This window comes from Streptomyces sp. MMG1121, from assembly GCF_001280015.1.
Classification (GTDB): Bacteria; Actinomycetota; Actinomycetes; order Streptomycetales; family Streptomycetaceae; genus Streptomyces.
The window spans coordinates 19,401-45,947 of sequence record NZ_LGDV01000214.1; the positions used below are offsets into that span (position 1 = coordinate 19,401).

At 71.3% G+C, this 26,547-nt stretch carries 28 protein-coding genes and 1 pseudogene; 16 read left to right on the forward strand and 13 right to left on the reverse strand.

Annotation, left to right across the window (positions count from 1 at the left end; genetic code table 11):
* Positions 1–75 precede the first annotated feature (75 nt).
* Entirely contained in the window at positions 76–1,545 is a 1,470-nt protein-coding gene (locus tag ADK64_RS31135; protein WP_053664467.1) for a hypothetical protein, read from the forward strand.
* Here ADK64_RS31135 and ADK64_RS31140 read toward each other — a convergent pair.
* Positions 1,542–1,970: a MazG nucleotide pyrophosphohydrolase domain-containing protein gene (locus tag ADK64_RS31140; RefSeq protein WP_053664469.1), complete on the reverse strand. Its 429-nt coding sequence runs from the start codon at positions 1,968–1,970 to the stop codon at positions 1,542–1,544. The genes ADK64_RS31135 and ADK64_RS31140 overlap by 4 nt on opposite strands.
* A gap of 141 nt (positions 1,971–2,111) precedes the next feature.
* On the opposite strand from ADK64_RS31140, the gene ADK64_RS31145 reads away from it, so the two are divergent.
* Entirely contained in the window at positions 2,112–3,110 is a 999-nt protein-coding gene (locus ADK64_RS31145; protein ID WP_053664471.1) for a TAXI family TRAP transporter solute-binding subunit, read from the forward strand.
* A 128-nt stretch (positions 3,111–3,238) separates the two neighbouring features.
* Here the strand turns inward: ADK64_RS31145 and ADK64_RS31150 are convergent, their stop codons facing one another.
* Both ADK64_RS31150 and ADK64_RS31155 read right to left on the reverse strand, forming a co-directional pair.
* Positions 3,239–4,642: a sensor histidine kinase gene (locus ADK64_RS31150; protein WP_053664473.1), complete on the reverse strand. Its 1,404-nt coding sequence runs from the start codon at positions 4,640–4,642 to the stop codon at positions 3,239–3,241.
* Between the two features lie 9 nt (positions 4,643–4,651).
* On the reverse strand, positions 4,652–5,338 hold the full coding sequence (locus ADK64_RS31155; protein ID WP_053664515.1) for a response regulator transcription factor: 687 nt from the start codon (positions 5,336–5,338) through the stop codon (positions 4,652–4,654).
* Between the two features lie 289 nt (positions 5,339–5,627).
* Here ADK64_RS31155 and ADK64_RS31160 point away from each other — a divergent pair, with 289 nt between their 5' ends.
* From ADK64_RS31160 to ADK64_RS31190, 8 genes are all read left to right on the forward strand, one after another.
* Positions 5,628–6,404 carry an amino acid ABC transporter ATP-binding protein gene (locus ADK64_RS31160; protein ID WP_053664476.1) on the forward strand — a complete coding sequence of 259 codons (777 nt, stop codon included), beginning with the start codon at positions 5,628–5,630 and terminating at the stop codon, positions 6,402–6,404.
* Between the two features lie 74 nt (positions 6,405–6,478).
* On the forward strand, positions 6,479–7,396 hold the full coding sequence (locus tag ADK64_RS31165; RefSeq protein ID WP_053664478.1) for a glutamate ABC transporter substrate-binding protein: 918 nt from the start codon (positions 6,479–6,481) through the stop codon (positions 7,394–7,396).
* Positions 7,397–7,560: 164 nt separating this feature from the next.
* Positions 7,561–8,208, forward strand: coding sequence for an amino acid ABC transporter permease (locus ADK64_RS31170; RefSeq protein WP_053664480.1), 648 nt, complete (start codon positions 7,561–7,563; stop codon positions 8,206–8,208).
* Entirely contained in the window at positions 8,205–9,143 is a 939-nt protein-coding gene (locus ADK64_RS31175; protein ID WP_053664482.1) for an amino acid ABC transporter permease, read from the forward strand. Before ADK64_RS31170 ends, ADK64_RS31175 begins: the two co-directional genes overlap by 4 nt.
* Before the next feature lie 379 nt (positions 9,144–9,522).
* Positions 9,523–11,145, forward strand: a complete 1,623-nt coding sequence (locus tag ADK64_RS31180) for an FAD-dependent monooxygenase (RefSeq protein WP_053664484.1) — start codon at positions 9,523–9,525, stop codon at positions 11,143–11,145.
* A 116-nt stretch (positions 11,146–11,261) separates the two neighbouring features.
* Positions 11,262–11,309, forward strand: coding sequence for a hypothetical protein (locus ADK64_RS49200; RefSeq protein ID WP_309506048.1), 48 nt, complete (start codon positions 11,262–11,264; stop codon positions 11,307–11,309).
* 78 nt (positions 11,310–11,387) lie between these two features.
* On the forward strand, positions 11,388–11,921 hold the full coding sequence (locus ADK64_RS31185) for a cysteine dioxygenase (protein ID WP_053664517.1): 534 nt from the start codon (positions 11,388–11,390) through the stop codon (positions 11,919–11,921).
* Positions 11,922–12,043: 122 nt separating this feature from the next.
* Positions 12,044–12,445 carry a rhodanese-like domain-containing protein gene (locus ADK64_RS31190; RefSeq protein ID WP_324614459.1) on the forward strand — a complete coding sequence of 134 codons (402 nt, stop codon included), beginning with the start codon at positions 12,044–12,046 and terminating at the stop codon, positions 12,443–12,445.
* A gap of 176 nt (positions 12,446–12,621) precedes the next feature.
* Here ADK64_RS31190 and ADK64_RS31195 read toward each other — a convergent pair whose 3' ends face one another.
* The 3 genes from ADK64_RS31195 to recA form a co-directional block, all read right to left on the reverse strand.
* Positions 12,622–12,888 (reverse strand): hypothetical protein, encoded by a 267-nt coding sequence (locus tag ADK64_RS31195; protein WP_420713063.1) that lies wholly within the window; start codon positions 12,886–12,888, stop codon positions 12,622–12,624.
* A gap of 179 nt (positions 12,889–13,067) precedes the next feature.
* A complete protein-coding gene (gene recX / locus ADK64_RS31200; protein WP_053664490.1) occupies positions 13,068–13,871 on the reverse strand; it encodes a recombination regulator RecX in 804 nt (267 codons plus the stop codon).
* A gap of 7 nt (positions 13,872–13,878) precedes the next feature.
* A complete protein-coding gene (gene recA, locus ADK64_RS31205) occupies positions 13,879–15,006 on the reverse strand; it encodes a recombinase RecA (RefSeq protein WP_053664492.1) in 1,128 nt (375 codons plus the stop codon).
* Between the two features lie 289 nt (positions 15,007–15,295).
* Here recA and ADK64_RS47715 point away from each other — a divergent pair.
* Positions 15,296–15,813: pseudogene (locus tag ADK64_RS47715) on the forward strand (hypothetical protein).
* On the opposite strand, the gene ADK64_RS31210 reads toward ADK64_RS47715, so the two are convergent.
* The gene (locus ADK64_RS31210) at positions 15,713–16,033 is read right to left on the reverse strand and encodes a hypothetical protein (protein ID WP_053664494.1); all 321 of its coding nucleotides are present in this window, start codon (positions 16,031–16,033) and stop codon (positions 15,713–15,715) included. The pseudogene ADK64_RS47715 and the gene ADK64_RS31210 sit on opposite strands and share 101 nt — an antisense overlap.
* 197 nt (positions 16,034–16,230) lie before the next feature.
* On the opposite strand from ADK64_RS31210, the gene ADK64_RS31215 reads away from it, so the two are divergent.
* The 4 genes from ADK64_RS31215 (at position 16,231) to ADK64_RS31230 (ending at position 19,694) form a co-directional block, all read left to right on the forward strand.
* Entirely contained in the window at positions 16,231–16,509 is a 279-nt protein-coding gene (locus ADK64_RS31215; protein WP_053664496.1) for a hypothetical protein, read from the forward strand.
* Positions 16,499–17,554, forward strand: a complete 1,056-nt coding sequence (locus ADK64_RS31220) for a polyprenyl synthetase family protein (protein ID WP_053664519.1) — start codon at positions 16,499–16,501, stop codon at positions 17,552–17,554. Before ADK64_RS31215 ends, ADK64_RS31220 begins: the two co-directional genes overlap by 11 nt.
* A 130-nt stretch (positions 17,555–17,684) precedes the next feature.
* Positions 17,685–18,848 carry an oxygenase MpaB family protein gene (locus tag ADK64_RS31225; RefSeq protein WP_053664498.1) on the forward strand — a complete coding sequence of 388 codons (1,164 nt, stop codon included), beginning with the start codon at positions 17,685–17,687 and terminating at the stop codon, positions 18,846–18,848.
* A gap of 102 nt (positions 18,849–18,950) precedes the next feature.
* Positions 18,951–19,694: a hypothetical protein gene (locus ADK64_RS31230; protein ID WP_053664500.1), complete on the forward strand. Its 744-nt coding sequence runs from the start codon at positions 18,951–18,953 to the stop codon at positions 19,692–19,694.
* A gap of 72 nt (positions 19,695–19,766) precedes the next feature.
* On the opposite strand, the gene ADK64_RS31235 is transcribed toward ADK64_RS31230, so the two are convergent.
* The 6 genes from ADK64_RS31235 to ADK64_RS31260 all read right to left on the reverse strand — a co-directional run bounded on the left by ADK64_RS31235 (position 19,767) and on the right by ADK64_RS31260 (position 25,048).
* Positions 19,767–21,017 carry an AI-2E family transporter gene (locus ADK64_RS31235; protein WP_078992941.1) on the reverse strand — a complete coding sequence of 417 codons (1,251 nt, stop codon included), beginning with the start codon at positions 21,015–21,017 and terminating at the stop codon, positions 19,767–19,769.
* A gap of 149 nt (positions 21,018–21,166) precedes the next feature.
* Positions 21,167–21,361, reverse strand: a complete 195-nt coding sequence (locus ADK64_RS31240) for a DUF3046 domain-containing protein (RefSeq protein WP_053664502.1) — start codon at positions 21,359–21,361, stop codon at positions 21,167–21,169.
* Between the two features lie 197 nt (positions 21,362–21,558).
* A complete protein-coding gene (locus tag ADK64_RS31245) occupies positions 21,559–22,914 on the reverse strand; it encodes an acyl-CoA dehydrogenase family protein (RefSeq protein ID WP_078992942.1) in 1,356 nt (451 codons plus the stop codon).
* Between the two features lies 1 nt (position 22,915).
* The gene (locus tag ADK64_RS31250) at positions 22,916–23,854 is read right to left on the reverse strand and encodes a 3-hydroxyacyl-CoA dehydrogenase NAD-binding domain-containing protein (protein WP_053664504.1); all 939 of its coding nucleotides are present in this window, start codon (positions 23,852–23,854) and stop codon (positions 22,916–22,918) included.
* Positions 23,851–24,597 carry an acetoacetate decarboxylase gene (locus tag ADK64_RS31255; protein WP_053664506.1) on the reverse strand — a complete coding sequence of 249 codons (747 nt, stop codon included), beginning with the start codon at positions 24,595–24,597 and terminating at the stop codon, positions 23,851–23,853. Before ADK64_RS31255 ends, ADK64_RS31250 begins: the two co-directional genes overlap by 4 nt.
* Before the next feature lies 1 nt (position 24,598).
* Entirely contained in the window at positions 24,599–25,048 is a 450-nt protein-coding gene (locus ADK64_RS31260) for an enoyl-CoA hydratase-related protein (protein WP_234384767.1), read from the reverse strand.
* A 145-nt stretch (positions 25,049–25,193) separates the two neighbouring features.
* On the opposite strand from ADK64_RS31260, the gene ADK64_RS31265 reads away from it, so the two are divergent.
* Positions 25,194–26,168 (forward strand): hypothetical protein, encoded by a 975-nt coding sequence (locus ADK64_RS31265; protein WP_053664508.1) that lies wholly within the window; start codon positions 25,194–25,196, stop codon positions 26,166–26,168.
* The last annotated feature ends 379 nt before the right edge of the window (positions 26,169–26,547 follow it).

Sequence of the window (26,547 nt, forward strand, 5' to 3'; positions counted from 1 at the left end):
CTACCCTTGAGTAGCCCAATCGTCGGTACCTCCCTGCCACCCCCACTCCACACAGGACCGACCTTGCGCAGACGCATGAGGCACCGGCGTGCCCTGCTGCCCGCCTTCGCCGTGACCACCCTCCTCCTTTCCGCGGCCTGCTCCTCGCCCGCACCGCACGCCGAGCCGTCGGCGGCCGCCGGGCACGGACAGCGCCTCACGGCCACCGACCGGCCCGCCGACGACGCGGACCACTCGCTCACCGTGGCCGCCGCTCCCGCCACCACCGCGACCGCCGCGGCGGGCCCGCCCGGTACCGGGCAGCGGGCGCACAAGACCACGCTCGCCGTCAGCTCGTACGACAGCCACACACGGCGGGCCGTACTCTCCAACAAGCCTTCCGGACACGGGAGTTCACGCCCCGCTCCCTCGTCCGTCCCCTCGTCCGCCCCCGCTCCTTCGCCCTCCGGCGCCTCTTCCGGCGTCCCGCACCGGGCCGCCGTCGGCGATGTGATCGCCAGCGCGCCCGCCCCCGGGGCGCCGCACGGGCTGCTCGCCAAGGTCACCCAGGTGCTCGGCGAGACGGAGCGCGGCACGGAGGTGCAGACGCAGCCGGCGACGCTCAACGCGCTGCTCGGCGGCGACACGGCGAAGGGTGCCGTGCCGGTCGACCCGTCGTCGTTCGCCGTCGACAAGCTGCTGCCCGATGTGAAGGTGTCCTGGGCGAAGGCCGGTGACGTCCGCGTCGGCCCCAAGGGCGCGACCGTGCCGCTCGGCAGCCTGCGGCTCGACGTGCACGCCGAGGTGCCGACGGCCAAGGACGCCCCGGCCTCGGCCGGCGCCTCGGTGCGCGGCTTCGTCCAGGTCGCCCCGCGGGTCGACTTCGCCTACGGCGGCACCGGCGCCGACGCGGCGCCCGGCTCGGCGTACCTCGGCGTGTCCGGCAACTGGACCTCCGGCTGGTCGGTCGGGGGCCGGGCCGCAGCGACCACCGGCACCCCGCTGCGGATCCCGTTCGCCAAGCTGCATGCCGACCCCGTCCTCCAGGTCGGCCCCGTCCCGGTCGTCGTCAACCTCGACCTGACCTGTTACGTCCAGATCAGCGGCGACGGGCGGGTCACCGTCGACGTCGAGCAGAGCCTCAAGGGCGCCTTCACGGCGGGCGGCACCTTCGGCCCGGCCCAGGGCTGGACGCCGGTCAGCTCCTCGGACATGACGAGCACGCCCGTACGCGCCTCCGTGAGCACCGCCGGGAGCCTGAAGACGGCACTCGGCGCCGAGGCCTCGGTCGGTCTCTACGGCACCGTCGGCGTCACCGCCGACCTGGCCCCGTACCTGCGGGGCGAGGCCTCCGGCACGGTCTCCGGCTCCTCCGCCGGCGGCGGGGCGAAGGCCGGGGTGGCCTGGGGGGTGTACGGCGGGGTCGATCTGTCCGGGACCCTGCGTCTCCAGTTGTCCGTCTTCGGCACACCGGTCGTCCGGCGGGACATCCCGCTGGGCGCGCTGCACCACGAGTGGAAGCTGGCGGGCGGCACCCTCCGCACGACCGGGTCCAAGGCCTCCTAGGCGCCCGGGCCCGCGGCGGTCTGCCGCACCGCCGGTATCCAGCCCTGGCGGCGCAGCACGGCCGACACGTCCGGCGCCCGGTAGTGCTCCCCCTTGAGGACCTTGCCGTCGGCCCGGCGGGCGATCTGTCCGTCCGGGCCGACCTTGCTCATGTTGGCGCGGTGGATCTCGGCGATCACCTGGTCGAGGTCGATGCCGTGGACCAGAGCCGTGCCGTACGCGACGTAGACCACGTCCGCCAGTTCGTGCGCGAGCTCGTCCAGCGGGCCCTCGACCGCGACCTCGGCGACCTCCGCCGCTTCCTCGGCGAGCAGTTCCCCGCGGTGCGCGGCCAGTTCGGGGTCCACCTCCGTCGGCACACTGCGGGCGTCGAGGCCGAAGGCGTGGTGGAATTCGCGGACGAGGCCGGCGGGAGAAGTGCTCATGCGACGACTCTAACGGCGACCACTGACAGAGCCCGTGGTCTCTCCGGCGGCCACGACTGACGCGGCCCGCGCGCTCCTTCCCGCTCCCTGAGTGGCCCCGGGCCCTGTTCAGCTTCCCGCCCGGCCTGGCAGGATCGCCGCATGTCGAAGGTGTTCTCCCGGCTCGGCAGACGCCGGGCGCTGCCGGTCGCGGCCGCCGGTGCCGTGACGCTCGGGCTGCTGCTGTGGTGGCTGCTGCCCCTGGGCGAGAAGCCGCCGAGCGGGACGATCGTCTTCAGCACGGGCACCTCGCGGGGCGTCTACCAGGAGTACGGCGAGCGGCTGCGCACCGAGATGGGCAAGGACATGCCCGGGCTGAAGGTGAAGCTGCTCAACAGCGCCGGCTCGCAGGAGAACGTCCAGCGGGTGGCGACCGGAAAGGCCGACTTCACCATCGCGGCGGCCGACGCCGTGGAGACGTACGAGCTGGCCCACGGCAGCGGCGCGGGGCGGCTGCGCGGGGTGGCCCGGCTCTACGACGACTACGTGCACCTCATCGTGCGGCGCGACTCGGACATCAGGAGCGTGGCGGACCTGCGGCACAAGCGGGTGTCGACCGGGCTGGCCGACTCCGGGGTACGGCTGATCGCCGACCGGGTGCTCAGCGCCGCCGGCATCGACCCGCGCACGGACATCACCCCGAGCGGGGACGGCATCGACACCGGACCCGAGCGGCTGCAGCAGGGCAAGATCGACGCGTTCTTCTGGTCGGGCGGGCTGCCCACCAAGGGGCTGGTCACGCTGGCGAAGCGGTCCGCCTTCAAGTTCGTGCCGATCGACGGCGACCTCGTCACCCGGCTGCACGGCCAGGGGCAGGAGGCACGTTACTACCGGGCCACCAACATCCCCGAGTCGGCCTATCCGGCCGTACAGCAGGGCAACGAGGTGCCGACGATCGCCGTGTCCAATCTGCTGATGACCCGCACGGACATGGATCCCCGGCTGACCGAGTGGGTGACCCGCACGGTGATCAAGAGCCGCGACGACATCGGCGCCCACGTCCACTCCGCCCAGCTGGTCGACCTGCGCACCGCGATCTACACCGACCCGCTGCCCCTCCAGGAGGGCGCCCGCCGTTACTACCGCTCGGTGAAACCCTGAGCGCCGCACCGTGAGGGCCGCGATGTGCCGTGGCCCGTCCGCGGCACCCTCGCGGCCCGCGCCCCTTCCGGGCGCCGCCGGACCGCGACGGACCTCACCGGCCCCGCTCGCCCGGGGGCATGCCCCGGTCAGCGATCGCCGTGCCGGGGCACCGTCACCGTCACCCGCAGGCCGCGCGGCGCGTGGTGGCCGTAGTCGATCGAGCCGCCGCCCGCCGCGAGCAACGCGCGCGTGATGGACAGGCCGAGGCCCGAGCCCCTGATGTTCTGGTGGCGGCCGCTGCGCCAGAAGCGGTCGCCCACGCGCGCGAGTTCCTCGTCGGTCAGGCCGGGGCCGCTGTCGGTGACGACGACCGTGGAGCTGTCACCGTCGGCGGCGACGGCGATCTCCACCGTGCCGCCCTCGGGGGTGAACTTCACGGCGTTGTCGATCACCGCGTCCAGGGCGCTGGACAGGGTGATCGGGTCCGCCCAGGCGGTCGTCGGCGGGCAGTCCCCGGTCAGCCGGACGCCCTGGGCGTCGGCGGCCGGTGACCAGGCGGCCAGCCGCTCCTCGGCCAGCGCACCGATGTCGGTCAGGCTCAGGTCCGCCTCGGCGTGCTCGGCCAGCGCCAGGTCCAGCAGGTCGTCCAGGACCTGTGCGAGGCGCTTGCCCTCGGTGCGGACCGAGGCGATCTCCTCGTTGCCCTCGGGGAGTTCGAGAGCGAGCAGTTCGATGCGCAGCAGCAGCGCCGAGAGCGGGTTGCGCAACTGGTGCGAGGCGTCGGCGACGAAGGCGCGCTGCTGCTCCAGCACGTCCTCGACGTTGTCCGCCATCTCGTTGAACGAGCGGGCCAGCCGTCTGAGTTCCGGCGGCCCGCCGGCGGCCGCGACCCGGGACTTCAGGCGCCCGGTGGCGATGTCGTGGGTGGTGGCGTCCAGCACCCGCACCGGCCTGAGCACCCAGCCGGTCAGCCGCAGCGCCGCGCCGACGGCCAGCAGCATCGCCGCACTCTCGCCGGCCCCGATGAGCAGCCAGCCGCGCAGGGTCCGTGACCGCATCTGCCCGGTGGGCGAGTCGGTGACCACGACCGCCACGACGTCCCCGTCCCGGATCACCGGCGAGGCGACGATCAGCCGGCTGTGCTGCCAGGGCCACACCTGCCGCGGGTCGTGGCTGCGCCGGCTGAGCAGCGCCTCGTCGAAGGCCTCCCGAACTTCCCCCACTCGCGGTACGAACCAGTCGTCGGGGGCGTTGGCCATCGCCGAGCCGTTGCGGTAGAAGACGCCCGCGCGGATGCCGTAGACGCCGTAGTAGCTGTCGAGTTCGCTGCGCAGGGCCTCGCGGCGCTCGTCCGTGCTGGTGCGGCGGGATCCGCTGGGGCCGTCGGTGACGAACTGGGCGAGCGCGGCGAAGCGCGCCGTGTCGTCTATCCGGTCGACGACGACCTTCTGCTGCTGGGCGGCGGCCAGGCTGACGGCGAGCGGGATCCCGAGGGCGAGGAGGACGGCCGCCATCAGGACGATGAGCAGCGGCAGCAGGCGTGCGCGCACCCGGCCCCGCTAGGCGGCCGGCGCGACGAGCCGGTAGCCGACGCCGCGTACGGTCTCGATCAGCGCGGGCATGCGCAGTTTGGCGCGCAGGGAGGCGACGTGCACCTCCAGGGTGCGGCCGGTGCCTTCCCAACTGGTGCGCCAGACCTCGCTGATGATCTGTTCCCGGCGGAAGACGACGCCCGGGCGCTGCGCGAGCAGGGCGAGCAGGTCGAACTCCTTGCGGGTCAGTTGGACAACCGATCCGGCGACGGTGACCTGCCGGGTGGGCAGTTCGATGCGCACGGGGCCGAGCAGCAGGAAGCCGTCACCGCCGGGTCCCGCGTCCTCGTGGGTGCTGCGCCGGCTGACGGCATGGATACGGGCGAGCAGTTCCCCGGTGTCGTAGGGCTTCACGACGTAGTCGTCGGCGCCCAGATTGAGCCCGTGGATGCGGGAGCGGACGTCGGAACGCGCGGTGACCATGATCACCGGGGTGCCGGTGCGCTTGCGGATCTTGCCGCAGACCTCGTATCCGTCCTGGTCGGGCAGCCCGAGGTCGAGGAGGACCACACCGAAACCGTCGCCCTCGGGGACGAGCGCCTGGAGCGCCTCCTCGCCGCTGCGCGCGTGCGTGACGTCGAAGCCGTGCCGCGCGAGTACGGCGGACAGCGCCGCGGCGACGTGGTTGTCGTCCTCGACGAGCAGCAGTCTCATCCCGGCCCCCTCCGGTTCAGCGGTCGTACGGTGTGGGTTCTCGTGCGTCTTGTAGCCCACGCGCGCGTGCACCATGGCAGTGACGCCGATGGAGAAGGACGGCGTCAAGAGGGTTCCGGTTGCCCGTCGCTTCCGTTATCCGGCCGATACGCGCGCGGGTGGTACGAACTACGACACGTGTCCGACTGCTACCGGATCGTGATGCTCAGATCTCCCTCAGATGTGATGACGCAGGTCACAGTGGCTCATTACTGTCCTCCGAAACCGAGGAGGACGGAGCCCGAGAGCGATGACCGAAGTATCGGTGACCAAGGATGACGCGGTCACGTCCGACGAACTGGTCGTCCTGAAGAGCGTCAACAAGCACTTCGGCGCGTTGCACGTGCTCCAGGACATCGACCTGACGATCGCCCGCGGCGAGGTCGTCGTGGTCATCGGGCCCTCCGGGTCCGGCAAGTCGACGCTGTGCCGCACGATCAACCGCCTGGAGACGATCGACTCGGGCACCATCACGATCGACGACAAGCCCCTGCCCCAGGAGGGCAAGGAGCTGGCCCGGCTGCGCGCCGACGTCGGGATGGTCTTCCAGTCCTTCAACCTCTTCGCGCACAAGACCGTGCTCGAGAACGTGATGCTGGGCCAGCTCAAGGTCCGCAGGACGGAGAAGAAGCAGGCCGAGGAGAAGGCCCGGGCGCTGCTCGACCGGGTCGGGGTGGGCACCCAGGCCGACAAGTACCCCGCCCAGCTGTCCGGTGGCCAGCAGCAGCGCGTCGCGATCGCGCGGGCGCTGGCGATGGGCCCGAAGGTCATGCTCTTCGACGAGCCGACCTCCGCCCTCGACCCCGAGATGATCAACGAGGTCCTCGAGGTCATGCAGCAGCTCGCCCGTGAGGGCATGACGATGATCGTCGTCACCCACGAGATGGGGTTCGCGCGTTCGGCTGCGAACCGGGTGGTCTTCATGGCCGACGGCCGGATCGTCGAACAGGCCGCGCCCGACCAGTTCTTCAGCAATCCGCGCAGCGACCGGGCCAGGGAGTTCCTGTCGAAGATCCTGCATCACTGACTGCCGCCGGCGCCCGTTCCCACGGGCCCCCGTCCCGCGCAACGCCGCACCTGCCGACTCGAAGGATGTCCAGCATGAAGCTCCGCAAGTCCGCCTCCGCAGCGCTCCTCACCACCCTGGCCCTGACCGTGACGGCCTGCGGCGGCTCGTCCGGCAACGCCGGTGACCAGCCCGCCGGGGAGAGCTCCGGGGCGAACGCGCCGAAGCTGCCCACGTACGCCGTGGCCGCCGGCGTGAAGATCGACTCTCCCACGCTGAAGAAGGCCCAGCAGGCCGGCAAGCTCGTCATCGGCGCCAAGAACGACCAGCCGTACCTCGGCTTCGAGGACACCACCGGCAAGCGGTCCGGCTTCGACATCGAGATCGCCAAGATGGTCGCCGCCGACCTCGGCTTCAAGCCCGACCAGATCGAGTTCAAGACCGTGGACTCCAACGTCCGTGAGACCACCATCTCCAAGGGCGAGGTCGACCTCTACGTCGGCACGTACACGATCAACGACGAGCGCAAGAAGCAGGTCGGTTTCGCGGGACCGTACTTCATGGCCGGCGCGGACCTGCTCGTACGCCAGGGCGAGAAGGGCATCACCGGGCCGGGCTCGCTCAAGGGCAAGACGGTCTGCTCCATCAAGGGTTCCACTCCGCTTCAGGAGATCAAGAAGCCCAAGTACGGTGCGAAGACCATCGAGCTGTCGAAGTACTCCGAGTGTGTACAGCAGTTGCTGAACAACGAGGTCGACGCCGTCACGACCGACGACGCGATCCTCAAGGGCTATGCCGCGCAGCGCCCCAAGCTGCTCCGGGTGGTCGGTCAGCCGTTCACCAAGGAGCCGTACGGCGTGGGCATGAACAAGGACGACAAGGCGCTGCGTGACGCCGTCAACGCCGCGCTGGAGAAGCACGAGAAGAACGGCGACTACAAGAAGGCGTACGACGCGACGCTCGGCCTGTCCGGCTCCCCGTACGCGGAGCCGCCGGCCGTCAGCCGCTACTGACGCGCTGCTGAGACGTCGCCCTCGCGGCGTCGAGTGAGCCGGCCGGTGCCGACCCTGTGCCCTGCGGGTCGGCGCCGGCCGGCCGGCCCGTCCCGGCGACGCCGTCCGGCGCATCGTCCCCGACGCGGCCTGCCCTGCCCGTACACCGCCACGAGGACCTCCCCGTGAACGTATTGCTCGACCATCTCGCGGAATTCCGCGAGGGGTTCATAGGCACCGTCCTGCTGACCCTCGCCAGCGGGCTCCTCGCGATGACGCTGGGTGTCGTCATCGCCGGGTTCCGCGTCTCTCCGGTCCCTCCGTTGCGGATGTTCGGGACCGCGTGGGTCACCCTCTTCCGGAACACCCCCCTGACGCTGCTCTTCCTCATCGCCTGGTTCGTCGTCCCGGTCATCTTCGTGCCGGGCCTGAGCCCGTGGACGAAGGCACTGCTCGCCCTGGGCTTCTACACCTCGGCCTTCGTCTGCGAGGCGGTGCGGTCGGGCATCAACACCGTGTCCCTGGGGCAGGCGGAGGCCGCCCGCTCGCTGGGCATGACCTTCTCGCAGACGCTGCGGCTGATCGTCCTGCCGCAGGCGACGCGCGCCGTGATCGCTCCGTTGAGCTCGATCTTCATCGCGCTGACCAAGAACTCGGCGATCGCGGGCGCGTTCAGCGTCACCGAACTGTTCGGCGTGCAGAAGCTGCTGAGCGACCAGGGCTTCACCATCACCTGGATCTTCCTGTGGGTGGCCCTGGGATATCTCGTCATCACCTTCTCGATCAGCGGTCTGTTCCGGCTGCTGGAGCGGCGCCTGGGGGTCGCGCGATGACTGCAAGCGTGCTGTACGACGCGCCGGGCCCCAAGGCCCGCATGCGCAACCGCATCTACACGGCGGTCGGCGCCCTGGCGCTCCTCGCGCTGCTCGCCTTCGTCGTGTACCGGCTCGATGCCAAGGGCCAGCTCGACCCGAAGGTCTGGAACATCTTCAACAACGCGGGCGTGCGCACCAACATCCGCGACGGGGTGCTGACCACGTTGAAGGTGTTCGCCGTGGCAGGTGCGCTGTCCCTGGTCCTCGGGCTGCTGCTCGCCGTGGCGCGCCTGTCGGAGCACCGGCCGGTCCGCTGGTTCGCCACCGGCTTCATCGAGCTGTTCCGCGCCGTACCCCTGCTCATCACGATCTACGCCCTGTGGGTGCTGTTCCTCACCTACAAGAACGACCTCGGCGTGGTCGGGGACAACACCGCGTTCTGGGGTCTCGTCATCGGCCTGACCGTCTACAACGGCTCTGTGCAGGCCGAGGTGTTCCGCGCGGGCGTCAACTCCGTGCCCAGGGGACAGGTGGAGGCCGCGTACGCGCTCGGCCTGCGCAAGTACCAGGTGATGACGATGCTCCTGCTGCCGCAGGCGGTCCGCGCCATGCTGCCGACGATGATCAGCCAGCTGGTGGTCACCCTGAAGGACACCTCACTCGGCTACGTCATCACCTACACGGAGCTTCTGTTCGCCACCCGGACCATGGCCAACAACATCATCGTCAACGGGGAGAACCCGTTCACGGCGGTCACGATCGTGGTGGGCGCGATCTACATCGCGATGTGCCTCGCCCTCTCCTCGCTCGCGACCTGGATCGAGCGACGGGGGCGCCGTGCGAAGACCGGCGTCATCGTGGCAGCGGCAGCCGGGCCGGCCGAGACGCCGGGACTGCTCGACGCCTCGGCCGGCCCGCTCGGCCACACGACCGAACGTGAGCCCCGGCCCTGACACACCGGCACGCGTCCGCGGTCGCACGACGGCCGGTTCCCTCCCGGCATGCCGAGGGAACCGGCCGTCAGGTCGTCAGGTCGTCGGGTCGTCACCCAGGGGAGCGCCGCGGGAGTCCGCTGAGCCGGTTGGCAGCCACCACGACGAGTTCCGCCTGACCTCCGCCGACGGCTCACCGTGGCCGCGGCCCCTGCCCAGGCCGTTCGATCGGTCCGCGGACCGGTCCGGCCGAGAACCGGTATGTCCCCGATGACCGCCTGCCTCGCTTGACGCCAGCCCCGGCAGTGGGTTGCATACGTTCTGTGATCGTTCGCCCTGCTCCCCTCCTGTGTTCGCACCACTCCGTCAGGACACCGCTGCGGGCAGGGGGCACCACGCCGTGGACCCGGTGATCGTCGTCGGAGCGGGGCCCGTCGGGCTCACGCTCGCCCTGGCGCTGGCCCGCCATGAGGTGCCGTCCGTCGTTCTGGACGAAGGCCCCGGCAAGGACGAACCCCGCCCGGCACGCACCGTCGTGCTGCGCGAGGACACGGCCGCGCTGCTGGAGCGGCTGACCGGTGTGGCGCTCGGTGAACACGGTGTGCGCTGGTCCGGATGGCGGTCCCTGCGGCGCAAGCAGGTGATGAGCGAGATCGCCTTCGACGACGCCGGGCCCGCCCCCCTGCACCTCGCCCAGCACGTCCTCACCAGCGCCCTGCGCGCGGCCGCCGCTGACGAGCCGCTGGTGAAGGTGGCCGTGGACAGCCGCCTGGACGCGATCGAGCAGGAGCGTTCCGGCATCACCGCGCACACCCGCGGCCCCAGGGGCACCTGGTGGCGCGGCAGTTACCTGATCGGTTGCGACGGACCGCGCTCCGTCGTGCGCAAACTCCAGGACATCCGCTTCCCGGGCCGTACGGCGGTGGAGCGACACGCGGTCGCCGCGCTGCGGGCGGAACTTCCGTGGGAGGGCCGGGCGTTGCTCCATCGGATGCCGCCGTGGCGGCAGTCCGGGCCCTCGGCCGGGGAGGTGACCGCCCGCCCTCTCCCGGACGGCGTGTGGCGCCTGGACTGGCTGCTGCCGCCGGGCAAGGAGCTGGTCACCCCCGAGATCCTGGTGGCCCGGGTCCGCGAGACCCTCGCGGGCTGGACGGACGGCTCCACACCGCCGTACGACCTGCTCGACACCGGGGTCCACACGGTGCATCACCGGCTGGCCCGCCGCTGGCGCGCCGGCCGGGTCTTCCTCGCCGGGGACGCGGCCCATCTGCTCGGCGCGCTCGGCACCCACGGACTGGACGAGGGCCTGCGGGACGCCGACAACCTCGCCTGGAAGCTGGCCCCGGCCTGGCACCACGGACACCACGAAGCGCTGCTGGACAGCTACGAGACCGAGCGGCGCGCGGTGGTCGCCGCCCGGCTGCGCGCCGCCGACCAGGCGCTGCCGGTGCTGCGCGGCGGGGGCGGACTGCGCCAGAGGGTGCCGGGTGCGGCGCGGGGTCACGATGCGCTGCTCACGGACGGTCACCTGGGGCGCGGGCCGCTCGGCGCGCCGGGGACGTACGCCGACTCGCCGCTCACGCCCGGGCGTCTCGAGGGTGAGATCCCGGTCGAGACGGCCCCCGGCGCACCGGTCACCGACGTACGGGTCACCGCGGAGGACGGCTCCTTCGTCCGGCTGCGCGACCGGCTCGGCCGCGGCGTCCTGCTCGTCGTCCTGATCGCGCCGGGCACGGGGGTGTGGGACCGCAAGCACTGGGTGTCCGCCGGAGTGATGCCCCGTCTGGCGGCCGCGGTGACCGCACTGCCGCACCCCGCCGAGCTGCTGGTCGCCGAGGAGTACCCGGGTGCGCCGGCCCACAGCGTGCTGCTCGTGCGCCCCGACGGCCACCTGGTCACGGCGCTGAGCGGGGTCCGCCCGGCCGACCTGTACACGGCGGCGGAGGCGGCGGTGGGCGGCGCTGCGAAGAATGAACACGAGGAGAAGAAGAAGGAGGCGGAAGCCGCCTCCAGCGCGCGCTGACCCGTACTCCGGTCACGCTCTGTCCATATGGTGACGGTGAGTTGACCGGAGTGCATGCCCATGCTGTACTCCGGACCATGACCGACACCTGCGTGCGCCTGTGGCGGAGGGTCCATATGGACCTCGTCCGCTACGCGGGCTGCGTGTGTCGCCCGTCCTGCTGAATTCGCATCCCCTTTCCCTTTCCGGGCGCCGTGGTGCGCCCGTTTCCGCGAACTCGCTCAGGACTCAGGACGGTGCTCGTGTCTGTCTCCCCTGCTTCCGTGTCCCCTGCCGTCGGCTCGGCGCCCACCCAGGCGGACCTCCTCGACTTCGTGCGGCGCACGGCCGCCGACGCCGGGCTGATCGCCTCCCTTCCGCTCGATCCGGAGGGCCGCACCTGGGTGCGGCTGGAGGGGCCGGGCGGCAGCGAGGCCTGGCTGATCGGCTGGCCACCCGGCACCGGCACGGGCTGGCACGACCACGCCGAGTCGGTCGGCGCGTTCCTCACCGCCTCGGGCGAACTCAAGGAGAACTCACTCGCCGCCCGGCTGCCCACCGACGGCTGGAAGACCCTGGAACTCACCGAGGACGTCGACCGCGAACGCCGCCTCCCCACCGGCCGGGGCCGCGCCTTCGGCCGCCACCACGTCCACGAGGTCCTCAACGAGTCCCGCACCGACCACGCGATCTCCGTCCACGCCTACTACCCACCCCTCCCCCGCATCCGCCGCTACGGCCGCACGGGCCAGGTACTACGCCTGGAGCAGGTGGAACGCCCGGAGGACTGGCAGTGAGCAGCGGGGGCGGGGGGCCACAAGGTGGTCGAGCGCGTGGCGCGGAGGCGGCGGGGAGCGGCGGCGCGGAACAGGGGCCGGCCGGTGGTACGGAGGCGGCGGTTGAACAGCCGGTCGGTGTGGTGAGTGAACAGCCGGTCGGGATCGACGAGTTGCTGGAGCGGGTGCGCGCGGGATACCGGCGCGTGGATGTACCGGAGGCGCACGAGGCGGCGCGAACCGGTGCGGCGCTGCTCGTGGACATCCGGTACGCGGCCCTGCGTGAGCGGGACGGCGTGATCCCCGGGGCCCTCGTCATCGAGCGCAACGAACTGGAGTGGCGCCTCGATCCACAGGGCAGCCACCGCACCCCCGAGGCCACCGGCCACGACCTGCGCATAGTGGTGATCTGCAACGAGGGTTACGCCTCCAGCCTCGCCGTCGCCTCCCTCCACCAACTGGGCCTGCGCCGGGCGACGGACCTGGTGGGCGGCTTCCAGGCATGGCGGGCGGCGGGCCTGCCGGTGGAACCGGTGCGGTCCTGAACGAAGCGGGCGACGCCTTGCGGAGGGCCGCGGGCACCAACGGCAGAACGGCCGCGGGCGCGGCGGTACGGTGCGGGCACCGGCGGTACCTGGGCGCAGGCGACGGCATCGGTCAAGAGAACAGGGCGGTGAGAGGCCGATTCGGCGCATGGCCGGCCGGGCATGCGGCGCCGCCGCTACTCCCTCGCCGTACAGCACGCCACCGAGCGGCAGCCCGGGCGGGGCACGGATCTGCCCGGGTGTGGCGGCGACGGCGCGGAGCAGGGCGAGTTCACGGTGGTGCTGCTGCACAGTGAGACGACCACGAGCACGGCCACCAGCAGCGAGGTGCCGCCCATGCTGACCAGCCGGGTGCGGGCAGTCGCCGCCTCCAGGAATTCGACGGGTCCTCGGGCGTCGCCGCCGGCGACCTGGGCGGTGGTGCCGTGCAGCGCTGTCGCCACGGCCTGCCGCACCTGCCCGGGGTCCGCCTCGACGACCAGGTCACTTGTGCGCTTGACGGTGGTCCGGTGAACGTACGGCCCCGCGGTGAGACCTCGGCCCCCCTGCCGTAACGCCTCGGAGCCCCGTCCAGACCCGCGAAACCCCTCCGTCCGGCCCGGGAGCCCCTCCCCGGAAGCCCTCAGATGTCCCCGTCCCCTCCCAGATACTCCGTGTCCTCGCCCTCTTCCTCCAGGGCCCGGCGGACGACGCGGAGGGCCATGCCCTCGGGGTAGCCCTTGCGGGCGAGCATGCCGGCGAGGCGGCGGAGCCGTCTGTCGCGGTCGAGACCGCGGGTGGCGCGCAGTTTGCGGGCGACCAACTCGCGGGCGGTCGCCTCCTCCTGCTCGGAGTCGAGCTGACCGACGGCCTCGTCGATCAGCGTCGAGTCGACCCCCTTGGTGCGCAGCTCCCGGGCGAGTGCCCGACGGGCGAGCCCCCGGCCGTGGTGCCGGGACTCCACCCAGGCCTCCGCGAACGCGCCGTCGTCGATCAGCCCGACCTCCTCGAACCGCGACAGCACCTCCTCGGCCACGTCCTCGGGAATCTCCCGCTTGCGCAAGGCGTCGGCGAGCTGCTTGCGGGTGCGCGGGGTCCCGGTGAGCAGGCGCAGGCAGATCGCCCGTGCCCGCTCAGCCGGGTCCCCCGAAGACTCCCCCTGCTCGGCCCTCGACGAGGAAGGGGCGCCTTCGTCCTCCCCGGGTGCGTCCCCGAAGCCGCGCCGTCGCCGGCTCCGACCGCCCCTGCGGGCGCCGCCGTCGCCCTCGTACCCACCGTTTCCGCGGTGCCCACCGGGTCCGTCTTCACCGCCGTACCCACCGCGTACGTCGTCCCGGTGTCCGTCGTCACCGTCCGGGGCGGAGTCCGGGTAGCCCCCGGTGCCCCTCCCCCGCGGGGTACCGGGGGTGGCGTACTCGTACTCGGCCCAGTCGGTTCGTCGTGTCACGGGTCGGTCAGCTCTTGGCTGCGGCGGCCTTGGGCTTGGCGGCCTTGGCGGCTGCCGGGGCGGGCACCGACTTGGCGTCGTCGTCGGTCGTGGTGGTGACGGCCGCGTCCGCGCCCGGCTCGGCGACGGGCTCCTCCGGGCGGACCCCCACGCCCAGCTTCTCCTTGATCTTCTTCTCGATCTCGTTGGCCAGGTCGGGGTTGTCCTTGAGGAAGTTGCGCGCGTTCTCCTTGCCCTGGCCGAGCTGGTCGCCCTCGTACGTGTACCAGGCGCCGGCCTTGCGGACGAAGCCGTGCTCCACGCCCATGTCGATCAGACCGCCCTCGCGGCTGATGCCCTGGCCGTAGAGGATGTCGAACTCGGCCTGCTTGAAGGGCGGCGCGACCTTGTTCTTGACGACCTTGCAGCGGGTGCGGTTGCCGACCGCCTCCGTGCCGTCCTTCAGGGTCTCGATGCGGCGGATGTCGATACGCACCGAGGCGTAGAACTTCAGCGCCCGGCCACCGGTCGTGGTCTCGGGGGAGCCGAACATCACGCCGATCTTCTCGCGGAGCTGGTTGATGAAGATCGCGGTGGTCTTGGACTGGTTGAGCGCGCTGGTGATCTTCCGCAGGGCCTGGCTCATCAGGCGGGCCTGCAGACCCACGTGGCTGTCGCCCATCTCGCCCTCGATCTCCGCGCGCGGGACGAGCGCGGCGACGGAGTCGATGACGATGAGGTCGAGGGCACCGGAGCGGACCAGCATGTCCACGATCTCCAGGGCCTGCTCGCCGTTGTCGGGCTGGGAGAGGATCAGGTTGTCGATGTCGACGCCGAGCTTCTTCGCGTACTCGGGGTCGAGGGCGTGCTCCGCGTCCACGAACGCGACCTGGCCGCCGGCCTTCTGGGCGTTGGCCACGGCGTGCAGGGTCAGGGTCGTCTTGCCGGAGGACTCCGGGCCGTACACCTCGACCACTCGGCCGCGCGGCAGGCCGCCGACGCCGAGGGCGACGTCGAGCGCGGTCGACCCGGTGGGGATGACCTCGATGGGCTCGTTCGGCCGCTCGCCCAGGCGCATCACCGCACCCTTGCCGAACTGTCGTTCAATCTGTGCGAGCGCGGCGTCGAGCGCCTTCTCGCGGTCGGTTCCTGCCATGGGTTCCACCCGGTTTGCTTGAGTCGATCGCTTCACGTCAAAGACGCTAACCCCTGCCACTGACAATGCGCCCCGACGCAGGCCCAGCCTGTGGATAACCGAGAGACATCTCCCCGCAAAACGGGATGAAATCCACCATCCAGAGCCTCGCCTGAACTTCCATAAGAATGGATGTTCGATTTTCGTGTCAAGCGCACCACGCGATGCCGGAATCCAAGGTTCGGCAGCGTCCCGAGGCCCGGAAAGAAGCCCGCTGTGCAGGCCGCCGCTCCCTTCATCGTCGCTCCGCATGACCCACACCGAGACCGGGATCACCGCGGAGTTCGTCCCCGATCTGCCGCGCGACCAGCACCCCGACCTGGCCGATCGCCCGTCACGGCTCGGCGCGCGGCTGGGACGACCAGCTGTGGCGGCTCGGCGACGACCTCGCGGTCCGGCCGCCCTGGGCCACGCGGTCCGTGGACGCCCTGCTGCGCAAGGAGTACGCCTGGCTGCCGCCCCTGGCCCAACGCCTCCCCTCCCGGTGCGCGTCCCCCAGCGCTCGGCGAACCCTCCGTGCGGCTTCCACGCCCCTGCATCGTCACCCCCTGGGCGCCGGGCACACCCGCCGACCGCTTCCATGCCGCCGACCGTCCCGCCCCGGACCCCGCGACCCTGCGCCGCGCTCGCGGCTGGGCGGGGCCGCGCGCCCTCGGCGGCATCCTCATCAAAGAGGCCGGCGTCCACAGCCGCCCGGGCGGCAAGGCCACCTGGAGCCCAGCCGCTCAGGCCGCGCCGCGACGCCTTGTCGGTGGCCGGAGGGGTTGAGCACGTTGCCATGGGTGCAGTGGTTCAGGGGGTTCCCCGTCCAGGGGCTTGCCGCAGGGACGGCGGCCGGCTCCTGGAAGCAGACGGCCGCCGCGCTGAAGTTCCACTTGTTCGCGGCCTCGACACCGGGGCCGAAGTCGCTGTCGTTGCCGGCGAAGGCGGACGTGGCCAGGGCTGCCGCGACGAGCGCGACCGCGGCGATGCCGATGATCTTCTTCATGTCCGGGAACGATCATGGCCCGGCAGGGACACGTCCCGCTCGACCGCGAGTTCCCGCGGGCCCAGGCGGGGGAACCGCACGGCCTGCCGAACCGGTCACCCGTTGGTGCGCCCGGCTCCGATTCCGCCTCCCCCGCGTACTCGGAGCCGCCATGCTCAGGTGCCGGTGGGAAGCCGGACGCGCTGGTGGGAGAGGGTATGACACAAGGAGGGGGCCGCCGTGGCAGCCTGGACGAGCAGGCCGTGCTGCTGGCGGCGGGAGTGGCGGACCTGGTGGTGAGCACGCTGGGCTCGGCCCTGACGACGGTACGGGGGCTGCTGCGCCGCTCGGACGCGGTGGAGCTGGCGTCGGCCGCCGAGCAGGACCTGATGGCCCGAGGCCGGCTGGCACTGGACCGGTACACGACCGTACCCCCGGCCCATCTGGAGATCCTCGCCGGGCACGCGCTCGCCCGCCGGGGTGCCGATGGCGGCTGAGCGTTGGGACGCGGCCGCGTTCCGGACCCGCGTCGACCAGGTGCTGCACCGCTTCGTCACCCAGGAGGCCGATCTGCTGGCCGAGGTCGACCCGGCCCTGGCGCCGGTGGCCGACCAGTTGGAGGCGACGGTCGCGCACGGCAAGCGGCTGCGGGCGGCGTTCTGCTACTGGGGCTGGCGCGCGGCCGGCCAGCCGGACAGCGACGCGCTGCTGCGGGCCGCGGCCTCCATGGAGCTGGTGCACGCCGCCGCGGTCGTCCACGACGATCTGATCGACGACAGCCCCCTGCGGCACGGCCGGCCCACCGCCCACCTGGCCCTGCGCGGTGCCGTACCCGGGCATCCGTGTCCCGGCGCCGCCGCGCGGTCGCTGGCGATGCTGGTCGGGGACCTGCTGATGTCGCTGGCCGGGCAGTTGTTCGCCACGTGCGGCCTGCCCGCCGCGTACCTGGCCCGGGCCCGCCCGCTGTGGTCGCTGCTGGCCCGGGAGCTGATCGCGGGCGAGTGCCTGGAGATCCTGCACACCGGGACCGTCCCGGACACCACGGCGTCGCTGAAGGTGATCCGGTACAAGACCGCCAAGTACACCGTCGAACAGCCCCTGTTGATCGGCGGCACCCTGGCCGGGGCCGGCGAGCGCATGCGGGCGGGCTACTCGGCGTACGGGCTGCCGCTCGGCGAGGCCTTCCAGCTGCGCGACGACCTGCTCGGGCTCTTCGGAGACCCGGAGCGCACCGGCAAGGCCGACACCGATGACGTGCGCGGCCATCGACCGACCGCGCTGCTGGCGGAGACCTGGCGCATCGCCGGCGCGGACGAGCGGGAGCGGCTGCGGGGCCTGCTGGGCCGGGGCGGGCCGGACCGGGCGGGCCTCGACGCCGTACGGGAAGTGATGCGCCGGCTCGGGGCTGCGGACCGCGTCGAGAACATGATCTCCGCGCGCGTGGCGGAGGCGCTCGACGCCCTGCACGAGCTGGACGTGTCCGCGCCCGCCGCCGACGCCCTGGCCGGGCTGGCGCATGCGGCGACGATCCGCCCGTTCTGACTCGCAGCACAGGGGCCTAACGGGAGGGCGGCCGACCCTCGCAACGACCCGGGCCGACGCCCGGCCCCCGCGAATCCCCGGATCCCACGACCGCCTGGACCCCATGACCGCCTGGACAAGGAGCCCTGCCATGACCTTCACCGAGGCCTCGATGGACGCGCTGCGGGAGGCCGGCGACGAACTCGCCGACGCGACCGTCGCCACCCTCTTCGCGCGCGGGGAGGTCGGTACCTTCAACAGCCTCATGCGGTACGTCTCCACGGCCGGCGCTCCGCTGCCGAACGGGCTGCCCGACGTGGCCCGCGAGTACCTCCTGGCGACGAGCGTCCCGCCGGCCTGGGTGGACTGGGGCGAGATGGAGAAGGCGCGGCTGTTCTTCATCGACAACAACGTGCACATCTCCACGGCGCTGTCCTTCGCCTCCATGCCCGCCTGTTACGTCGTCCCGCACGTGGCGAAGCTGCTGTCGGCCACGCACTCGCTCAAGTACCCATCCAAACGGATGGCGGAGACCGGGCAGTTCACCGTCTACCTGATGCAGCCCGACGCCTTCGAGGCCGGCAGCCGTTTCGTCCCCGCCGCCCAGAAGGTCCGGCTGCTGCACGCGTCCATCCGGCACCACCTCGCGCGCGAGGAGCGCTGGGACACGGCGGCCCTGGGCACGCCGATCTGCCAGGAGGACATGATCGGCGGGCAGATGTGCTTCTCGCTGCTGGTCCTCGACAGCCTGCACCGGCTGGGCATCCACATGACCACGGAGGGCGCGGAGGCCTACTACTACGCCTGGCGGGTGGTCGGCGCGATGCTCGGTGTCGACCAGGAGGCCGTGCCCAAGACCCTCGAGGAGGCGCGGAGTTTCCTCGACCTGTACATGCTCCGTCACATGGGCCCCTCCGAGGAGGGTGCGGAGCTGACCCGGCAGCTCATCGACCTCTACGAGGAGGTCGTGCCCGGCACCCTCTTCGATCCGATCGTCTCCGCCCTCGTCCGCCATCTGATCGGCGACACCTGCGCCGACTGGCTGCGGGTGCCCCGCACCCGCTGGGACACCCTGGTCAAGGCCGTTCCGCACCTCCTCGGGGTGCTGGAGACCATCGAGGACCGCTCCCCGCTCGGCGCCTGGGCCCTGGACCGGCTCGGCCATCTCACGACGATCTTCGAACTGTCGTCCCTCACCCGGGGGCGCGTGATGCACTACGCCATCCCCGAGCACCTCAAGAAGGACTACGGCGTCACCGGCTCGGTGCCCCGCACCAACCGCTGGACCCCGCCCGTCGCCACGGTCTCCCCGTGACCCCTCCCGGCCGGATACCCGACGCCGCTACTCCCTGTGGTGTACGGCGGTTGTCTTCGGCCGGACGACGACTGCGCGGGCCGCTCCCGGGAGCCTTGGCCCATGAACATTCCGCGGCCCGTCGACCGCCTCTGTCACGCGACGGGGCTGTTCCTCGTCCTGTCCGGTCTCGTGCACCTGGTGGTGTTCGCGGTCGACGGCGGCCCCTGGGACGGCCCGGTCTCCTGGCGCAAACCCTTCACGTTCGGGCTCTCCTTCGGACTGACGCTGATCGCGGTCACCTGGGTCACGTCGTATCTGCGCGTGGAGGCGCGGCTGCGTGCGGTCCTGCTGCTCGTCTTCGCCGCCGACTGCGTGGTGGAGGTCGGCGGCATCACGCTCCAGGCGTGGCGCCGGGTGCCCTCGCATCTGAACATGGAGACGCCCTTCGACACGGCGGTGTCCATGAGCCTCGCGGTGGGCGGCGCCGTCCTGGTGGTCCTGCTCACGGTCTTCGCCGTCGCGTCGTTCCGGTACCGGCCGACGGGCCCCGCCGGCATGTCGCTCGCGGTCCGTTCCGGCTTCGCCATCCTGTTGGTGGCGCTGGCCTCGGGCGCGGCGATGATCGCGCGCGGGGTCGTGCTGACCCGGACCGGCCACCAGCAGGCCGCCTACCACTCGACGGCCCCGCTCAAGCCCCTGCACGCCGTGAGCCTGCACGCCGTCCTCGTCCTGCCGCTCCTGGCCCGGCTGCTGTCCCGCTCGCCCTGGAGCGAGCAGACGCGCCGCCGGATCGTGGCCACGGCGGTCGGCTGTTACGCGGCGGCCGTCGCCGGAGCGGGCGTGTGGGCGGTGCTGACGTACTGAGAAGGGCCCAGGGACACGCCGTTCCGCGACGTCCCCTCCGAGGGCCGACGGCCCGACCCGAGCGGCAACGGCCTACGGCGTCTCCTCCGCCTCGGACTCCCCGGCCCGCGGACGGAGTATGCGTGCGAACATCCCGGGACCGCCCGGGCCCCGGCTGCTGCGGTGCCCGTGCACCCGGGGGTCGTCCGTGACGTCGTACCGCTTCACGTACGCCCCCAGGAAGGCCTGGAGGGTGGCCACCGCGGGGATGGCGATCAGCGCGCCCACGGCACCGAGCAGCGCGGTGCCCGCGATGACCGAGCCGAAGGCGACCGCCGGGTGGATGTCGACCGTCTTCGCGGTCAGCTTGGGCTGGAGCATGTAGTTCTCGAACTGCTGGTAGACCACGACGAAGACCAGCACCCACACCGCGTACCAGGGGTCGACGGTGAAGGCGATCAGCATCGGCAGCGCGCCCGCGAGATACGTCCCGATGGTGGGGATGAACTGCGAGACCAGCCCCACCCAGACACCGAGCACGGGCGCGTACGGCACGCCCAGGGTCTGGAGCAGGATGTAGTGCGCGATCCCGGAGATGAGCGCCATCAGACCGCGCGAGTAGAGATAACCACCGGTCTTGTCGACGGCGATCTCCCAGGCGCGCAGCACCTCGGCCTGGCGCGCGGGCGGCAGTACGGAGCACAGCGCGCGGCGCAGCCGGGGGCCGTCGGCGGCGAAGTAGAACGAGAACAGTCCCACCGTCAGCAGCTGGAACAGCCCGCCGAGCACCTGCGCGGACACGTCGAGGACACCGGCCGCGCTGTTCTGCGCGTACTTGCGCAGCCAGTCGGAGTGGAGCAGGCCCTCCTGGACGTCCACGCGCTTGAGGTCCGTGTGGAAGGAGTCATTGATCCAGCGGATGAGCGAATCAAGATAGTCCGGGAAACCCTCGACCATCTTGATGATCTGTCCGGCCAGCATGGATCCGAGCAACGTGACGAACCCGGCGATGGCGATCGTCAATGCCAGGAAGACCAGGAAGGTGGCGAGGCCCCGGCGCATCCCGCGGGCGGCCATCCGGCTCACCGCGGGCTCGATCGCGAGGGCCAGGAAGAACGCGATCAATACATTGATCAACAGCCCGGTCAGCTGGTGGAAGGCCCACGTGCCCAGCTGGAAGACGGCGATCAGAGCGAGCGCGAGCACCATGGCGCGCGGCAGCCAGCGCGGCATGCGGCCGCCCGGAACGACGGTGGTCCGGGCCGGGGGCCGGTCGGGCGCTGTCGTACCGGTGGATGCCGTGTGCCGGGTCAGCGGCTCGTTGTCCTCGTCAGTGGGTGCCACGAGGCAAGTCTCGCCGACGCCACCGACAACCCGCGCCCACCTGCGATTTCGTGACCGATCAGTGCCGTACCGCAACTACCTTTACCCGCAATTCGGGCATATAGGGCGGCGATGGGGAGCGGGACGGCAGCAGGCCGGCAGTCAACGCGTCAGTGCCGCTCGCCCGGCACGTTCATGACGGAGCAGACCACGCGCCACACGTCCTTCGCCGCCCAGCCGGCGTCGAGCGCCTCGTTCACCGTGCGTCCGCCCAGCTCCGTCATCACGTGATCGCGCGCGAAGGTGTCGGCGTACCCCGGACCGAAGTGATCCGCCATCCGCTGCCAGAAGACCGTCAACCGCATGAATTCCGCTCCGTACCTGCCATGACCTGCATGTTTCTCGTCCTTCATGCCCCGCATGACCCGTCAGGGGTTTCCAGGGAGTTCGCCTCCCCACTGAACCAAGCATCCATGGCGGCGCGACCTCGCGTGTCTGCGCCGGGCGTGAAGTGCATGTATGTACGCAGAGTAAAGCCAGGGCCGGCGGGCGAGGGAGACGATCAACTCGCCGGCTTCGAGCTGGACGCCGGCGTAGGTGTGGCGCAAGGCATGGAAGCCGAGCTCGCGTGACGGCTGCCACTTGCTCCCGCCGGAATCGGGGTCCACTTTGCCGATGAGTCCGGCGGAGGCGAGCGCGGGCTTCCAAAGGCGCGCGTTCCATGTGTCGCGGTTGCGTGCGCGCCGCTGCCGGGTGGCCAGGAAAAGCGGGTAAGCACGCGGAGCCCGGAGTAGAGGGCCTCGGCGTCGGAGAAGTACCGCGCGATGTCGTAGTCCACCACGATGCCGTTGCCGCCGAAGATCTCGCGGCACCAGGCGACGACCTCGCGCATCCGCGCGGTGACGAATCCCTTGGCGAGCGAGGAGTGTTCGTCACGGAAGACGCCGGCGTCCTGAAGGCGCGCGAGCTGCACCAGCATGCCCCACGAGGAGGTGATGTTGCCGAGGCTCTTGACCAGGAGGTCCCGGACCATCTGGAACTTCGCGATGGGACGGCCGAACTGCTGGCGCTCCTTGGCGTAGGCGAGGGCGCTTTCGTAGGCGCCGAGCATGAGGCCCAGGCCCTGCCAGGCGACGCCACTGCGGGTGAACCGGAGGATCTCGGCGACGTCCCTGAAGGAGTTGATGTTCTGCAGGCGGTTCGCCTCCGGCACCCGGACATTGGTCAGGGTGATGTGGGCGTTCTGGACGATCTTCAGCGCGATCTTGCCTTCGATCTTCTCCGGCTGGAATCCCGGCATGCCCTTCTCGACGACGAAGGCCTTGACCTGGTTGTCGTCGACGTCCCGGGCGTACACCACCACGTGGTCGGCGAAGGTGCCGTTGCCGATCCACCGCTTCGCGCCGGTGATGACCCAGGAGTCGCCCTCGCGCTTGGCGGTGGTACGCAGGCCGCCCGCGGCGTCGGAGCCGCTGAGCGGCTCGGTCAGGCCGAACGCGCCGATCTTGTCGAACGCGAACAACGCGGGCAGGAAACGTTCGCGCTGCTCCTCGTCGCCGCCCGCGTAGATGGAGTAGCCGGCCAGTCCGTTGTGGACACCGAAGAAGGTGGCGACCGAGGCGTCCAGGCGGGTCAGTTCAGCCGCGAGCATGCCCTGGAGGAGGTTGCTGACCGCCAGCTTGTGCTCGCCGTAGCCCTCGTAGGCGAGGCCGGCCAGGCCGCTGCCGCGGAACTTCCGGATCAGCTCCTCGGGAAACTCGTCCTTGGCCCAGTACTTGTTGACCAGCGGCTTGATGTCCTGCTGCAGGAGGGTGCGGGCCTTGAGGAGTATCTTGCGCTCGTCGTCCGGGAGGAGGGCCTCGAAGTTGTAGAAGTCGGAGACCAACTGGTCGTCCAGGGGTGCGACGTCGGTGCTCATGTCAGTTCTCCTTGATGGCGGCGACGTCCAGCGCGGACAGCACGGCCAGTTGCTTGCGGTCGCGGGCTTCTGCGAGCTGCGCGGAGGGGGAGGAGCCGTAGGCCTGCTCGACGGCCTGGATGACTCGTTCCTGGTCTTCGGGGTCGGCCGACGGCGCACCCAGGGGCATCCGGTCCATGGACTTGCCGATGTGCTCCATCAGGTGCCGGTAGCCGCCGGGGCCGCCGCCGAGGTGCTGGCCGAGGAACAGGCCGACAGCCGCCCAGCGGATACCGAGCGAGGTGGTGAGGACCTTGTCGAGGTCGTCGGGGGTCACCACGCCCTGCTCGACGAGGTACCTGGCTTCGCGGCTGAGTGCGTTCTGCAGCCGGTTGCCCACGAACCCGGGGATCTCCTTGCGCTCGACGACCGGGGTGCGGCCGACGAAGGTGTAGAAGTCCACGGCTGCCTGGACGGCGTCCTCGCCGGTGTGTTCGCCCGGCACGGTCTCGACGAGCGGGATCTGATGCGGCGGGTTGAACGGGTGTCCGATCAGGATCCGGCCGGCGTCCTCGATCTCACCGGTGAAGGCGGTCGAGGGAATCGCCGAGGAGGAGCTGAGCAGCAGGGCGTGGCGCGGGGCTTCGCGCACCAGCTGGGCGAACAGGTTCTTCTTGAACTCGACGTCCTCGGGACCGTTCTCCTGCACGATGTCGGCGTCGCGGACAGCTTCGGTGACATCGGTCGCGACGTGGACGCGGTCGGCGAACCCGGCGACGTCGAGCCCCTGCGCAGCCAGGTGCGGGGTGAACTCGGCCAGCGCGGCGTCCAGTGCCTCGGCGAGGTCCGGCCGCGGGTCACTCACCCACACGTCCATGCCGTGACCGGCGAACAGCACCGTCCAGGACAGCCCGATCATGCCGGCGCCGATCACCGCGGCGGTGCGGAAGTCCTGTGTCATCGGTTGCCTTCCTTCAGGTAGTCGAAGACCGGCTTGACCGGGGCGAGAGCCAGGTCGGTGAGGATGTGGCTGGCGGAGACGACCTCGAGGACGGGCAGATCGGCCAGCGGGGCGAGTACGTGCTGGAACAGCTGCAGCCGCGCGGGAGCGGTGTGGGCAGCCTTGACGACCACATCGGTGATCTGGGTGCGGGCCAGTTCCTGGACGCGCGGGGTGCCGTCGTAGCCCGGGACGGTCTTGAGCATGAAGGTCGGCACCGTGATCTCTGCCTCGGCCTCACGCTTGTGGAGCTGGTAGTGCTTGTAGCCCATGGTCGCCGTGGCCACCCGCAGCGTGCCGTAGTCGAGCGTGCCGACCAGCACGTCGTTGTCGACGTACAGCTTCGGCGAGGCCATGGCCTTCGGGTAGGCGCTGACCTCGCGCCCGGCGGCGGTGGCGGGGAAGTTGTCGAGGTACATCGCGTGGAGGTACTCGCCGCTCTCGCCGTCGAAGCTGACCGGGATCGCCTGGCCCGCCTCGGTGTAGGGGCCGCACCCGGTGACGTCGTTCATCTTCATGATCTCGAACCGGACCAGCGGCTCTTCGATCTCGAGGGGCTCCGGTACGACGGCACGCAGCGCGTCGAGGTCGGTGCGGTAGACGATGTTGAGGTACTCGCGGTCGGTGAACCAGGGCATCACCGGGGGGTACGCCGGACTGGTCAGCGGCGTCGTCGGGTGGCGGCGGACGTCTTCGATCTTCATGTCACTTCCCCGTCCACTGCGGGGCGCGGCACTCGGCGAACGCGGTCATGCCCTCCCGTACGTCGGCCGAGGACGTCAGGGCGGCCATCTCCCCCCGCTGCACGGCGAAGGCGTCGGCCTCCGGCATGCCGTCCGCGACCCGCACGAGCGCCTTCACGGCCGTCAGCGCGAGCGGGCCGTTCCGGGCGAGCTGTTCGGCCAGTTCCAGCGCGCCGGCCACCGCCTCGCCGGGTGTGGTCAGCCGGTTGACCAGGCCCAGATCTCCGGCACGCCGGCCGCTGACCGGCTCACCGGTCAGCAGAAGCTCCATCGCCAGGTGGTACGGAATGCGCTTGGGCAGCCGGATCACCCCGCCGCCCGCGGCGATGAGGCCACGCGTGACCTCCGGCAGACCGAACTTGGCGGGAGGCCGTCCCTCGTGTACGAACCGATCCGCACCAAGTCGGTTCACGGCACGACGACGAAGGTCTCCGCGAGTCGCCGGGGCTTCCGCCGCCAGCAGACTGTCAACCGCATGACCTCAGTATCCCGCCCCTGGGGGTGGGCCCCGGCCGGGACCGCTTGCCGAGACCGCTTTCCGTCCTACGGTCTGACGCATGGCCGACACCGGAGTCTCCCCACTCCCCTCCACGCCCCAGGCGCGCTCTCCGCTCTTCCGCGCCGAACGGTTCGTATGGCTCACCGCGCGCGTGCTGGAGCAGCGCCTCTTCGCCCACCACTTCCTGCACGGCACCCCGGACGCGGTGGAAGCGGCGCTGGACGCCTACCGCAACGAGGACGGCGGGTACGGGCACGCGCTGGAGCCCGATCTGCGCGGACCCGTGAGCCAGCCGCTGCACACCGCCCACGCACTGCACGTCCTGGACGCCATCGGGCGCTGCGGCGGACAGCGGGTGGAGCGCGTGTGCCGCTATCTCACCTCGGTCTCCACGGCGGACGGCGCCCTGCCGGCGGTCCATCCCAGCCAGCGCGGCTATCCGGCGGCACCGTTCGTGCCGATCCTCGACAGCCCGCCCAGCGAGTTGCTCGCGACCGGACCGGTGGTCGGGCTGCTGCACCGCAACGAGGTGTGGCACGCCTGGCTGTTCCGGGCCACCGACTTCTGCTGGCAGGCCGTGGAGTCCCTGGAGAAGTCCCACCCGTACGAGGTGGAGGCCGCCGTGGCCTTCCTGGACTCCGTGCCCGACCGCCCGCGCGCGGAGGCCGCCGCCGACCGGCTGGGTCGCATGGTGCGCGCGCAGCGGCTCGCGGCACTGGATCCGGACCGGCTCGACAGATATCCGGTCGCGGCCGGCTACGCCCCGGCCGGGCACCACTTCCCGCACGACTTCGCCAGAAGCCCGGACTCGCTCGCCCGCGCGTGGTTCACGGACGACGAGATGGCCCGCTCGCTGGACCACCTGGCGGCCGAGCAGCAGGACGACGGCGGCTGGCCCGTCCTCCCCCACTGCCAGACGCGCGGGTGGTACCCCCAGCGCCAGTGGGCCCCGGCCCCCGCCCTGGAGGCACGCCCCCTGGTGACGATCGCGGCACTGCGCACCCTGAGGTCGTACGGCCGCTTCGTGGGCTGAGCCGGCACCCTGCGCCGGGGGCGGTCCGGGGCACAGGTCGAGCCGTCCCGCCGCACGGGCCGACCCGACCGGGTCAACTGCCCCGGCCCGCGGCGCTGCCATGCCCACCGCTCCTGCCGGCCACACCCACCTGCCCCACCACAGAACCCACCGTCCCACCGAACGCACCACTGAAAACCCACCGTCCCACCGGACGCACCACCAGACGCACCACTGAAAAGCCACAGCCTGCCGACCACACCCACCTGTGCCGTACACCTGCCCCCACCGCCCCCACCGGCTGCACCCGTCCACCGCACCGCTGAGCCACTCACCACGCCCCGTACCCCCGTACCACCCGTACCCCCGCACCCTCACCCCTCTGCCCCAGGCCCCCACC